Below are 12,030 nucleotides of genomic sequence, written 5' to 3'. Positions count from 1 at the left end.
GCCGTTGCTGTTTACCGCGCCCCCAAGATCAGCGCTGGTGCCGCCGTTGCCCGGCCGCAATCGCCCAGCGCGCGGCAAGGTTCGGCGCCGTGATGCACACCGCCTCCTCGCTCACCGTCGTCACCGCCCGCTCCAGCAGCTGGATGTCCGCCTCGTGCTGACGCGCTACGTGGGGGTCCTCGAAGAAGATCGCCCGTTGGCAGCGCCCTTCCAGTACGCGGTCGGCGATCTGCGCATCGCCACCGAGCGGGCCGCTCTGGAAACGGTGGATCCACTCCTGATCGCGGGGCCAGCCGCGGCTCCAGGCCAGTTCGTTGAGGCGTTGACCGGTGGTGCCGGTGCCGATGCGCTGGCCGAACTGCGAGAGCACGTCGAAATGCTCGGCGGCGAAGGCCAGCATCTGCGGCTTGCGGGCGTCGTGTGCGATCAGCGCCAGCGTCTGGCTGCCGAAGTCGTGCAGGTCGTCGGCACCCGGATCGGCCGGAAGCCCGGCGTGGATGCGCTCCATCTCGACCCAGTCGCGGGCGCTGGCGACCGTGGAGATGAAGGGTTTGCCGTGGATGACGCATTGCCGCTTCAGCGCGATGGCTTCGGGGAATACCGACGACGGGTCCACCGGGTCGATCAGGTAGATCGCGCCATCGAGCGTGCGTTCCGGCGAGCCCATGCCGACGATCTCGGCGACCAGTTTCATCAATCCGCCCTCGCGGCCATTCGGATAGCGTTTCAGGCCGGGCAGGCTGCCCGGCGGCAAGGCGGCGACGATGGCGTCATGGGTACGGCCGACGGCGTGCAGCTCGACGCCAAGCTCGCGGATGCCATTGGCGCTGGCTCGCAGCCAGCGGAACAGGGCGGCGTCGGCACGTTCGTGGTGCAGGCGGTTGGCGGCCAGGCCGATGCGCATGGGTATCTCGCTGGAATTAGGGAGCAATGAGTTTAAGTGTTGGAGATGACGGTGCCCTGGAGAAGCCGAACATGCGTAGTCATGCATCCGACTCGCCGTACACCCGTCGCTCCTGGACTCCCGCGCCCGCGCAAGAGCGTCTCAGCGGGGTGAAGCCGTGATCCGCTCCATCCCCAGGAAGAGGAGCTCGCCGCATAGCAGGTTCGCTACAGCGGAGCCGGATCTTCAATCGCGCCTGTGGCAGGCAGGTCGTATTGGAGGGCGCAGCCGCAGAAGGCACGGCTCAGTGCAGCAGCAGCTTGATGATGCTGCCTGCGGCGTCGCGACCTTCGGCCACTGCCGTGACCACCAGATCCGCGCCGCGCACCGCGTCGCCGCCAGCGAACAGCCGGGCGTTGTGCGTCTGGTACGGCAGGCGTCCGGAGCCGCCGGCGATGATGCGGCCATTGCCCGTCGCTTCGACACCCTGCGACGCCAGCCACTCCGGCAGCGTCGGCGAGAAACCGAAGGCGATGATCACCACGTCCGCTTCCAGCAGCGATTCGCTGCCTTCGACCGGTTCCGCGTTGCGGCGGCCGTTGGCGTCGGGTTCGCCCAGCCGCGTCTCCACCACGGTCACGCCGATCACTTCGTCGTCGGCGCCGGCTTCGATGGCCAGCGGCTGGCGGTTGAACAGGAAACGCACGCCCTCCTCGCGGGCATTGGCCACTTCGCGCGCGGAGCCGGGCATGTTGGCTTCGTCGCGGCGGTAGGCGCAGGTCACGCGCGCCGCGCCCAGGCGGATCGCGCTGCGCACGCAGTCCATGCCAGTGTCGCCGCCGCCCAGCACGACCACGCGCTTGCCGTTGAGGTCGGGCAGGGCGATCTGGTCTTCCCAGCCGGCGATCGGGCGGCCATGCGGATCGTCGCCGCCAACGATGCGGCTGTTCTGCACCAGGAACGGCAACGCCGGCAGCACATTCTTGAGGTCTTGGCCGATCAGGCCGCCATCGGTGTAGCGGTAGGCGCCGGTGCCGAGGAATACGGCGTCAAAATCCGCCTGCAGCTGCTCGATGGTGATGTCGCGGCCGATCTCCTCGCCCAGCCGGAATTCCACGCCCATGCCTTCGAGGATCCCGCGGCGGCGATCGATGACGCTCTTGTCCAGCTTGAAGCTGGGGATGCCGAACTGCAGCAGGCCGCCAATCCGTTCGTAGCGATCGAAGACCACCGCCTGAATGCCGGCGCGCGCGAGGCGATCCGCGCAGGCCAGCCCGGCAGGACCGGCGCCGACGATGGCCACGCGCTTGCCGGTGGGCTGCACGGCGTGCAGGTCCGGCTTCCAGCCGGTCGCCAGTGCGGTATCGACGATGTACTTCTCCACCGCACCGATGGTCACCGCGCCGAACTCTTCCAGCGTGCAGCTGCCTTCACACAGACGGTCCTGCGGGCAGACGCGGCCGCAGACTTCCGGCAGCGGGTTGGTCGAATGGCACAGCGTCGCCGCTTCGTGGATGCGATCTTCCTGCACCAGCTGCAGCCACTGCGGAATGGCGTTGTGCACCGGGCACTTCCAGCTGCAGTACGGGTTGCCGCAGTCCAGGCAGCGGCCGGCCTGGTACTGCGCGTCGGCCTTGTCGAACTTGCCGTACAGCTCGCCCCAGTCGCCGGAGGTGCGCAGTTCCACCGGAATGCGCTGCGGCATGGTGCGTGGCAGATCGAGGAACTGGAAGGCTTGCTTGCGGCTCATGGGGAATCTCGGCTGTGGCATCCGGGTGTGGATGCCTGGTCTGGCTTCGCACAGGAGCGGCTTCAGCCGCGAGGGCTCTGCCGGGGAATGCATCGCGGCTGAAGCCGCTCCCGCGTGGATCTGCTACGGCGTCAGGCGGCGTTGCGCAGCGCGGCGGCCAGCGATTCGATGCTGGCGGCCTTGGGTTTCACCAGCCAGAACTTGCCGACGTAGTCGCGGAACTCGTCCAGGATCTGCTGCGCCCAGATGCTGCCGGTCAGCTCGCGGTGGCGGCCGACCAGGGTGTGCAGGTGCTGGCGGTAGTTCTCGAAGCCTTCGGCCGAGATGCGGTGGATGTCGATCAGCTCGTGGTTGTAGCGGTCCACGAAATCGCGGTCGATATCCAGCACGTAGGCCAGGCCGCCGGTGAAGCCGGCGCCGAAGTTCAGGCCGACCTTGCCGAGCACGGCGACGATGCCGTCGGTCATGTACTCGCAGCAGTGGTCGCCGGCGCCCTCGATCACCGCAAGCGCGCCGGAGTTGCGCACGCCGAAGCGTTCGCCCGCGCGGCCGGCGGCGAACAGCTCGCCGCCGGTGGCGCCGTACAGGCAGGTGTTGCCGACGATGGCGGTGTTGCGCGCCTCGAAGCGCGCGCCGCGCGGCGGCCGCACCACCAGCCGGCCGCCGGCCATGCCCTTGCCGACGTAGTCGTTGGCTTCGCCTTCCACTTCCAGGTTCAGGCCGCCGACGTTGAACGCACCGAAGCTCTGCCCGGCGGTGCCGCGGAAACGCAGGCTCAGCGGTGCGTCGTCCATGCCGTGGTTGCCATGCGCGCGGGCGATGGTGCCGGCCAGGCGCGTGCCCACCGAGCGGTCGGTATTGTGGATCAGGAAGCGGTGCTCGCCGCCGCGCTTGTGCGCGATGGCGTCGGCCAGCAGGCCGTCCATCTGCGTCACCAGGCTGTCCGGCGACTGGTACAGGCGCTGCGCGGCGCAGTGCGAGCCTTCGTACTGCGCCGGCGCGAGCAGCCGCGACAGGTCGACCTTGACGCCTTCGCGCGGCGAGACATCCAGTTGCTCAAGCAGGTCGGTGCGGCCGACGATTTCATCCAGCGAACGCGCCCCGAGGTAGGACAGCCATTCGCGCACTTCCTCGGCCAGCAGCCGGAAGAAGTTCTCCACGCGCTCGGGCAGGCCGGTGAAATAGCCTTCGCGCAGGCGTTCGTCCTGGGTGGCCACGCCAGTGGCGCAGTTGTTGAGATGGCAGATGCGCAGGTACTTGCAGCCCAGCACGATCATCGGGCCGGTGCCGAAGCCGAAGCTGTCCGCGCCCAGCAGTGCCGCCTTGACCACGTCCAGGCCGGTCTTCAGGCCGCCGTCGGTCTGCAGGAGGGTGCGGCCGCGCAGGTCGTTGCCGACCAGCGCCTGGTGCGACTCGGCCACGCCCAGTTCCCACGGCACGCCGGCGTAGCGGATCGAGCTGATCGGCGAAGCGCCGGTACCGCCGTCATGGCCGGAGACGGTGATCAGGTCGGCGCCGGCCTTGACCACGCCGGCGGCAATCGTGCCGACGCCGGCATGCGACACCAGCTTCACCGAGACCAGCGCATCCGGATTGACCTGCTTCAGGTCGTAAATCAGCTGTGCAAGGTCTTCGATCGAATAGATGTCATGGTGCGGCGGCGGCGAGATCAGGCCAATGCCTGGCTTGGCGTAGCGCAGCCGCGCGATCAGTTCGTTGACCTTGTGGCCGGGTAGCTGGCCGCCCTCGCCGGGCTTGGCGCCCTGCGCGACCTTGATCTGCAGCACTTCGGCGTTGACTAGGTATTCGGCGGTGACGCCAAAGCGGCCGGACGCGACCTGCTTGATCTTGGAACGCTTCTCGGTGCCGTAGCGGGCGGGATCTTCGCCACCTTCGCCGGAGTTGGAACGGCCGCCGAGGCGGTTCATCGCAATCGCCAGCGCTTCATGTGCTTCCGGCGACAGCGCGCCGAGCGAGATGGCGGCGGTGTCGAAACGGTGGAACAGCGCTTCGGCGGGCTCCACCTCGTCCAGCGGCACCGGCGTGGCAGCGGGCCTGAGCTGCAGCAGGTCGCGCAGCGCCGATACCGGCCGCGAATGCACCGCGTCCCTGTACGCGCGCCAGTCCTCGGCCTTGCCGGTGCGCGCGGCGCGCTGCAGGGTCAGCACCACGTCCGGGTTGTACATGTGGTACTCGCCGTCGTGCACGTACTTGAGCAGGCCACCGACCTCGGCCGGGGCCAGCTCGTTCCACGCGCGCGCGGCGAGTTCGCGCGCTTCGCTATCCAGGCGCGGCAGGCCGACGCCGCCAATGCGCGCGGTGGCGTCGGGGAAGCACAGCCGCACCACGTCAGGGTCCAGGCCGATGATCTCGAACAGCTGCGCGCCGCGATAACTGGCCACGGTGCAGATGCCCATCTTGGAGATGATCTTGCTCAGGCCCTTGTAGATGCCCTTGCGATAACTGCGGCCGATCTGCGAGACCTCGCCGCCCTTCTTCAGCAGCAGGATGCCGCGCCGGCCCATGTCGAACAGCGTCTGGTAGGCCAGGTAGGGGTACACCGCGGTGGCGCCGAAGCCGAGCAGGCAGGCCATGTGGTGCGCGTCGCGTGCGGTGCCGGTCTCGATGATCAGGTTGACGTCGCAGCGCAGCCCCGACTTCGACAGATGGTGATGCACCGCGCTGGTGGCCAGCAGCGCATGCACCATCGGCCGCTCGGGGACCGGATAGCGGTCGGACAGCAACAGCATCACCACGCCCTCGCGCGCGGCCTGCTCGCACTGCGCGCAGATGCGCTCGATGCCGGCCTTCAGGCCTTCCTCGACGCTGTAGGACAAATCGATCAGGCGGTTGCGCTCGACGTACTGCTCCATCTTCAGCAGCTGGCGCAGCTTGCGCTGGCTCAGCACCGGTGAATTGAGGATGACGTGGTTCACCGTCTCCGGGCCGGCGTGGAAGATGTTGGTCTCCTTGCCGAGCTGGGTGGTCAGCGACATCGCGCACTCTTCGCGCAGCGGGTCGATCGGTGGGTTGGTGACCTGCGCGAACGCTTGCCGGAAGTAGTCGTACAACGGCCGGGTCTGGCGGCTGAGCACGGCGATGGGCGTGTCGTCGCCCATCGAGCCGGTGGCTTCCTGCCCGGTCTCGGCCAGCGGCCGCAGCACCTGCTCCACTTCCTCGGAGGTGAGCTGGAACAGCTTGTGGTAGCTGCACAGCGTCGCTTCGTCGAAGGGTTCTTCGGCCAGCGAAGGGTCGATCAGTTCGGTCTGCAGCCAGGTCACGCCCTGGTGCAGCCACTGCTTGTATGGCGCGCGCGCGCGGTTGATGCGGTCGATGGCGTCCGAATCGAGCAGGTCGCCGCGCCTGAGGTCGATGGCCATCATCTGCCCCGGGCCGAGCTTGCCCTTCTGCACGACGCGCTCGGTGGGCACCTCCCACACGCCGGCCTCGGAGGCGACCAGGAAGTGGCGGTCGGAGGTCAGCATCCAGCGCGCCGGGCGCAGGCCGTTGCGGTCCAGGGTGCAGGCGGCATAGCGGCCGTCGCAGGCGACGATGCCGGCCGGGCCGTCCCACGGCTCGCTGTTCAGGCCATGGAACTCGTAGAACGCGGCCAGGTCGGCGTCCTTGAACTCCAGCGACTGCGTCGCAGGCGGCACCAGGATGCGCAGCGCCTGGATCAGCTCCATGCCGCCGGCCACCATCAGTTCGAGCATGTTGTCCATGCTCTGCGAGTCCGAGCCGTGCATCGAGATCACCGGGTCGAACTCGGCGATGTCGAACCTCGGCGTCTTCCACACCTTGCTGCGCGCCTGCGCCCAGTGGCGGTTGCCTTCGATGGTGTTGATCTCGCCGTTGTGGGCGAGCAGCCGGAACGGATGCGCCAGCGGCCAGCGCGGCATCGTGTTGGTGGAGAAGCGCTGGTGGAACACCACCACGCTGGAGGCCAGGTCGTGGCGCTGCAGGTCGGGATAGAAGGTGCCCAGCTTGTCCGGCAGCACCATGCCCTTGTAGCTGATGGCCTCAGCGCTGAGGGTGGTGACGTAGTAGTCGGCCGTCTCGCGCAGCGCCTGTTCGCTGCGGCGCCGCGCCAGGAACAGCGCCAGCGCGAACTGTGCGGCGTCCTGGCTGGGGTCGGCATCGACGAACACCTGCTCGATCCGCGGCAGGGTGGCGCGCGCCAGTTCGCCGCAGACGCTGGCGTCGGTGGGTACCACGCGCCAGCCGCGCGGCTGGCAGCCGGCCTCGCGCAGCCGCGCATCGAGTTCGTCGCGGCAGCGCTGCGCGGCATCGGCGTCGTGGGGCAGGAACACCACGCCGGCGGCGAAGTTGGGACCGATGCGGATCCCGGCCTCTTCGGCCAGCCGGCGCAGGAACACGGTGGGTCGCCGCAGCAGCAGGCCGCAGCCGTCGCCGGTGAGGCCGTCGGCGGCGACGCCGCCACGGTGGGTCATGCGCGACAGGGCGGCGATGGCGGTATCGACGAGGAGGCGGGAGGGCTGGTCGTCCAGCTGCGCGACCATGCCGAAGCCGCAGGCGTCGCGTTCGTCTTGCGGGTCGTAGAGCCCCTGGCGGTTGCGGAGGGTCATCTGTGCCTCGTGGTGCGCGGGTGAGCGGCGACACCTCTCCCTCGTCCATCGCGTCACACCGTGCACGGCCGTGTTGTCGACGCGTGCACGGCATGCCCGTCACTGGAGCGCAGCGTTGAGGCCACCGGATGCGCTCGACTAGACCACAGTTGTTGCGGTGCCGCAACGCATGGTTGCGACAGCAACCAAAGCCTTGCGGGACAAGGCTTTGGGCAGGATTCCGTCAGCCGCAGCGGACGCCGCTGACGAGGTTCTTGTCGTCCACTTCGATGTTCAGGCGCTCGCCCAGGAACTCCATGGTGATGGGCTGGTTGGGCTTGAGCATGCGCACCTGGGCGGCGCCGGCATCCTGCCTGGCCTGCTCGGCCAGTTCCTCGCTATACGGCTGGCCGACCAGGCCTTCGACCTGGCTGGCGTCGCACGTGCCCACCGGCGGCGGCGTGGTGGCGACCTCCTGGTCCGGCGTGGCGGCGGCATCGGCGGCCTGCTTGGCCTGGTCCAGGGCCTGGTCCTGCTCTTCCGGCGTGGGGCCCTTGCAGGCGCCCAGCGCGAGCACGAGCGAAAGGGCCGCGATCAGGGCGGCGGGGCGGCGCAGGGCGCGCGGCATCGACGGGATTCGCATCGGAACTCCAGTGCATTGAAAGACGCCTCAAGCATATCGCCTGGTTTCCGGTGTGTACCGTCGCAGCGCGTCATCCCGGCCGCGCGCGACGGCGCGGTTTCAGCCGCAGCGCAGCGCGGTGATGCCGTTGTTGCGCCCGACCTCGATGGTGAGACGGTCGCCGCCGGAGGTGGCGCTCGCCGGCGTGAGCGGCATCGGAGCATCGCCGCGGACGGTCTGCACATGCAGGCTGTCGCTGTCCACGCGCGCGCGCTCGATCGTGCCCGGCGAAGCGGCCAGCCCGGCCGCACCGATCACCTTGTCGGTATGGCATTGGCCGGAGATGACGCCGTCGATGGGCTGGACGCTGGCGACCGGCGCGCTGCTGCATGCGGTGGCGGCGATCAGGACGGCGCCGGCAAGGATCGGGCTGCGGTACATGGGGGACTCCACGACGAGGGGCGACGCGCCGAGCCTGCCGCCGCGGCCGTGTGCGGACGATGAAAGCGCCCACGGTGGCGATGACCGCCGATAATGCGTAATCGGCGCACGGAGTGGATCGATGTCGCGACAGGAAGGCTGCAGGATCGTGGTGCTGGGCGGTTACGGGCATTTCGGCGCGCGCATCGTGCGTGCTCTGGCCGCCACGCCGGGCATCACCGTCATCGCCGCCGGGCGCCATCCGCAGCGGGCGGCGGCGAACCTGCCCGGCGTGGACATGGCGCGGGTCCAGTGCCGGCGCCTGGACGTGGACGATCCGGACTTCGCCCGCGACCTGCGCGAGACCCAGGCCGATCTGGTCATCCACGCCGCCGGTCCGTTCCAGGGCCAGGGCTACGAGGTCGCGCACGCCTGCCTGCAGGCCGGCATGCACTACATCGACCTGGCCGACGGCCGCGATTTCGTGCGCGACTTCCCCGCGCGGCTGGATGCGGTCGCGCGCCGGTACGGGTGCAGCGCGATCAGCGGCGCCAGCACGCTGCCGGCGCTGTCCAGTGCGGTGGTCGATGCGCTACGCGGCCGTTTCGACCTGCTGCAGTCCATCGACATCGTGATCGCGCCGGCGCAGGCCACGCCGCTGGGCATGGCCACGGTGCGCGCGGTGCTGTCGTACTGCGGGCAGCCGTTCGAATGCTGGATCGACGGACGCTGGCAACGCGCCATCGGCTGGGCAGATCCGCAGCCGGTGACCTTCGCACGCATCGCGCCGCGCCTGGCCTCGCCCTGCGACGTGCCCGACCACGACCTGCTGGTGCAGCGCTATCCGGGCGTGTCGACGGTGCGCTTCCGTGCCGCGCTGGAACTGCCGCTGCTGTCGCGCTGCCTGGCTGGCATGGCCTGGTTGCGACGCCACGGCCTGCCGCTGCCGATGGCGAAGCTGGCCGGCGCCTTCGCCCATGCCGGGCGCTGGTTCGACCGTTTCGGTACCGACCTGGGCGGCATGCGCGTGACTCTGCGCGGCCAGCGCGGTGGCGTCGCCCACCGCGTGTACTGGGACCTCACCGCGCCGATGCTGCATGGACCGGAGATTCCCACCTTCGCCGCGGTGCTGCTGGCCCGGCGGCTGGCGCGCGGCGAACCGCTGCCGGTGGGCGCGCATGCGTGCCTTGGCCTGCTGGACCTGGCCGCGTTCGAGGACGAATTCGCCCGTTGGCGGATCGACAGCCACGTGTCCTGAGGGCGGCACCGGAACCTGAAGCGTTCAGCCTGGGCGAGGTCGGCATGCCTTCCGGGCTATTGACTACATTTGTAGTCACGCACTACCGTGGCGACAAATGTAGTCACGGAGTCGACCATGCGCCGCAAGACCATCGGGGACCAGGAACTGGCCCTGCTGCAGTACATCGGGGAGAACGAGCCGGCCAGCGTCGGTGAAGTGGCCGCCGGCTTCGGCGAGGCGCGCGGGCTGGCCCGCTCCACCGTGCTGACCATGATGGAACGCCTGCGCACCAAGGGCTACCTGCAGCGCGAGCAGCACGAGGGCGTGTACCGCTACCAGTCCACGGCCGAGCAGCAGGACGTGGTGAACAGCGCGGTCGGCAGCTTCGTCGAGAAGACCCTGCAGGGCTCGATCTCGCCGTTCGTGGCGTGGATGTCGGAAAAGGCCGAGGTCAGCGACAACGAGCTGGCCGAACTGGAAGCGCTGGTCAGCAGGCTGCAATCGCAGCGCCGGGAGGACTGAGCCATGGATACCGTTCTCGAACTGCTCGGCAACCGCCTGCTCGCCACCAGCGTGCAGACCGTGTTGCTGACCGCACTGGTCTGGCTGCTGTGCCGCTGCGTGCGGCGCCTGCCGGCCGCGACCCAGTGCGGGCTGTGGTGGCTGGTGGCATTGCAGGCGGTACTGGGCCTGCTGTGGGCCTCGCCGCTGGAACTGCCGGTGCTGCCGGCGCCCGAAGCGCTGCAGATGGTGCCGCAGGCTGCCGTGGCCGTGCCGGCCGCTGCCGCCCCGCTGGTGGTGATGACGCCGCTGCCGCTGGAAAGCGGCTGGTCGTGGCTGCACGTCGCGATGGCGCTGTGGCTGGCCGGCGTGCTGGTGATGGCACTGCGCACCGCATCGGCCTGGCGCGCCAGCCGCGCGCTGCTGCGCACGGCGCTTCCCTGCGACGACCATCGCCTGGATGCCGCGCTGCAGCTGGCGGCCGAAGCGCACGGCCTGCGCCGCGCGCCGCGGCTGATGCTCAGCGCGGCCATCGAATCGCCGCAGTTGGTCGGCCCGTGGCGGCCGGTGCTGCTGCTGCCGGCGCGCAACCTGCGGCGCATGGGCGACGACGACCTGGACATGGCCTTGACCCACGAACTGGTGCACCTGCAGCGCCACGACCTGTGGTGGGGGTTGCTGCCGGCACTCTCGCAGCACCTGTTCTTCTTCCACCCGCTGGTGCATCTGGCGGCGCGCGAGTACGCGATTGCCCGCGAAGCGGCGGTCGATGCCGCCGTCGTCGCCGGCGACCGCCATTGCCGCCAGCACTACGGACGCCTGCTGCTGCAGCTGGGCGTCGCTCCCCGGCCCGGCGCCGGCCTCGCCAGCGCCTCGCCCACCTTCCTCAGCCTCAAGCGGAGACTGCTCATGCTGCAGAACACGTCCTCCTTCCCGCGCGTGGGCGCGGGCCTGATCGTCGCCGCAGTGGCCCTGGTCGGCGTGCTGCCGATGCGCCTGGTCGCCATGCCGGTACCGCCGGCTCCGCCTGCGCCGCCGCCGGTGTCCGCGGCACCGGCCGTACCCGTCGTACCCGCGACGCCTGCCGCACCGAAGGCGGATCACTCGGTGGTGCGCACCGTGATCTCGGCCAAGGGCGCCGCACCGGCCCTGCCGGCTCCACCCGCCGCGCCGCCGCCGGCCGTTTCGGCCCCGCCCCCGGCCCCGCCTGCGCCTCCCGCACCGCCGGTCTCGACCCATGGCGTGATCCGTCTTTCGCAGAGCCCGAGCAGCAACGGCTATGTGCTGCTGAAGGACGACCACAACATCATGAACGGCTCCATCGCCGACCTGCAGCAGGCGCGCCGGCTGGACGATGGCAATGGCGTGCTGCTGCTGCGCCGCGATGGCAATGCCTATGTGGTGCGCGATGCCGGCCTGCTGTCGCGCTTCGAACAGGCCTTCGCCGAAAGCACGCGCCTGGGCGAGGAACAGGGCCGGATCGGCGAACACCAGGGCAGGCTTGGCGAGCGCCAGGGAGAGATCGGCGAGCGCATGGGGGAAATCGGCTCCCGTATCGGTGAGCTGGCCGCGCGCCAGGCCGAGCTGGCGTTGGCTGCGCATCGTCAAGGCAACGATGCGCAGATGCGCGAGCAGATCGAAACCGCGCGCCGCGAGGCTGAAAAAGTCCGGGCTGAAATGGACAGGCCGGCCATACGCGAGGAAATGCGGGATCTGGCGCGCCGGCAGGCGGAACTGGGCAAGCAGCAGGCCGAGCTTGGCCGCCAGCAGGCCGACGCCAGTGCGCGTGCCCAGCGCGAGGCCGAGCGCCTGATCCAGCAGGCCATCCGCGACGGCCTGGCGCAGCCGATCCGCGGTTGATCGCCGCCTCGGCGGCGCCTTGCGACGCTGGATGCGGGCTCTGTCGGGAAGGCTCCAGCGGGGCGTTGCCCCGCTCTACATGGGTCATGCCGTGGTGGTCTGTAGCGCCGGGCGACGCCCGGCGAGGGGCTTTGTCGGGAAGGCTCCAGCGAGGCGTTGCCCCGCTCTACATGGGCCATGTCGGGGTGG

General features: G+C 69.7%; 8 protein-coding genes. 3 read left to right on the top strand and 5 right to left on the bottom strand.

Annotation, left to right across the window (positions count from 1 at the left end):
• Window positions 1–28: 28 nt before the first annotated feature.
• The 5 genes from QMX80_RS15665 to QMX80_RS15645 all read right to left on the bottom strand — a co-directional run bounded on the left by QMX80_RS15665 (window position 29) and on the right by QMX80_RS15645 (window position 8,261).
• Window positions 29–904, bottom strand: a complete 876-nt coding sequence (locus QMX80_RS15665; RefSeq protein ID WP_282278043.1) for a methylglyoxal synthase — start codon at window positions 902–904, stop codon at window positions 29–31.
• Between the two features lie 283 nt (window positions 905–1,187).
• Window positions 1,188–2,633: an FAD-dependent oxidoreductase gene (locus QMX80_RS15660; RefSeq protein WP_282278041.1), complete on the bottom strand. Its 1,446-nt coding sequence runs from the start codon at window positions 2,631–2,633 to the stop codon at window positions 1,188–1,190.
• Between the two features lie 131 nt (window positions 2,634–2,764).
• A complete protein-coding gene (gene gltB, locus QMX80_RS15655; protein WP_282278039.1) occupies window positions 2,765–7,219 on the bottom strand; it encodes a glutamate synthase large subunit in 4,455 nt (1,484 codons plus the stop codon).
• A gap of 223 nt (window positions 7,220–7,442) precedes the next feature.
• Window positions 7,443–7,826, bottom strand: coding sequence for an I78 family peptidase inhibitor (locus QMX80_RS15650; RefSeq protein WP_152984242.1), 384 nt, complete (start codon window positions 7,824–7,826; stop codon window positions 7,443–7,445).
• A gap of 114 nt (window positions 7,827–7,940) precedes the next feature.
• Window positions 7,941–8,261: a hypothetical protein gene (locus tag QMX80_RS15645; RefSeq protein ID WP_055765641.1), complete on the bottom strand. Its 321-nt coding sequence runs from the start codon at window positions 8,259–8,261 to the stop codon at window positions 7,941–7,943.
• Window positions 8,262–8,382: 121 nt separating this feature from the next.
• On the opposite strand from QMX80_RS15645, the gene QMX80_RS15640 reads away from it, so the two are divergent.
• From QMX80_RS15640 to QMX80_RS15630, 3 genes are all read left to right on the top strand, one after another.
• Window positions 8,383–9,498 carry a saccharopine dehydrogenase NADP-binding domain-containing protein gene (locus QMX80_RS15640; RefSeq protein ID WP_282278036.1) on the top strand — a complete coding sequence of 372 codons (1,116 nt, stop codon included), beginning with the start codon at window positions 8,383–8,385 and terminating at the stop codon, window positions 9,496–9,498.
• A gap of 117 nt (window positions 9,499–9,615) precedes the next feature.
• Window positions 9,616–10,002, top strand: a complete 387-nt coding sequence (locus QMX80_RS15635; protein WP_055765645.1) for a BlaI/MecI/CopY family transcriptional regulator — start codon at window positions 9,616–9,618, stop codon at window positions 10,000–10,002.
• Between the two features lie 3 nt (window positions 10,003–10,005).
• The gene (locus tag QMX80_RS15630) at window positions 10,006–11,841 is read left to right on the top strand and encodes a M56 family metallopeptidase (protein ID WP_282278030.1); all 1,836 of its coding nucleotides are present in this window, start codon (window positions 10,006–10,008) and stop codon (window positions 11,839–11,841) included.
• Window positions 11,842–12,030 lie beyond the last annotated feature (189 nt).

The sequence above is a fragment of the Stenotrophomonas sp. PS02297 genome (assembly GCF_029959705.1).
GTDB lineage: Bacteria > Pseudomonadota > Gammaproteobacteria > Xanthomonadales > Xanthomonadaceae > Stenotrophomonas > Stenotrophomonas nitritireducens.
The sequence above is the reverse complement of the archived record's forward strand: the minus strand, read 5'-3'. Positions and strand labels throughout refer to the sequence as shown.

Coding starts and splice junctions, on each gene's coding strand:
- QMX80_RS15645 (WP_055765641.1), bottom strand. CDS start 8,261: ATGTACCGCAGCCCGATCCTTGCCGGCGCCGTCCTGATCGCCGCCACC.
- QMX80_RS15660 (WP_282278041.1), bottom strand. CDS start 2,633: ATGAGCCGCAAGCAAGCCTTCCAGTTCCTCGATCTGCCACGCACCATG.
- gltB (WP_282278039.1), bottom strand. CDS start 7,219: ATGACCCTCCGCAACCGCCAGGGGCTCTACGACCCGCAAGACGAACGC.
- QMX80_RS15630 (WP_282278030.1), top strand. CDS start 10,006: ATGGATACCGTTCTCGAACTGCTCGGCAACCGCCTGCTCGCCACCAGC.
- QMX80_RS15635 (WP_055765645.1), top strand. CDS start 9,616: ATGCGCCGCAAGACCATCGGGGACCAGGAACTGGCCCTGCTGCAGTAC.
- QMX80_RS15640 (WP_282278036.1), top strand. CDS start 8,383: ATGTCGCGACAGGAAGGCTGCAGGATCGTGGTGCTGGGCGGTTACGGG.
- QMX80_RS15665 (WP_282278043.1), bottom strand. CDS start 904: ATGCGCATCGGCCTGGCCGCCAACCGCCTGCACCACGAACGTGCCGAC.
- QMX80_RS15650 (WP_152984242.1), bottom strand. CDS start 7,826: ATGCCGCGCGCCCTGCGCCGCCCCGCCGCCCTGATCGCGGCCCTTTCG.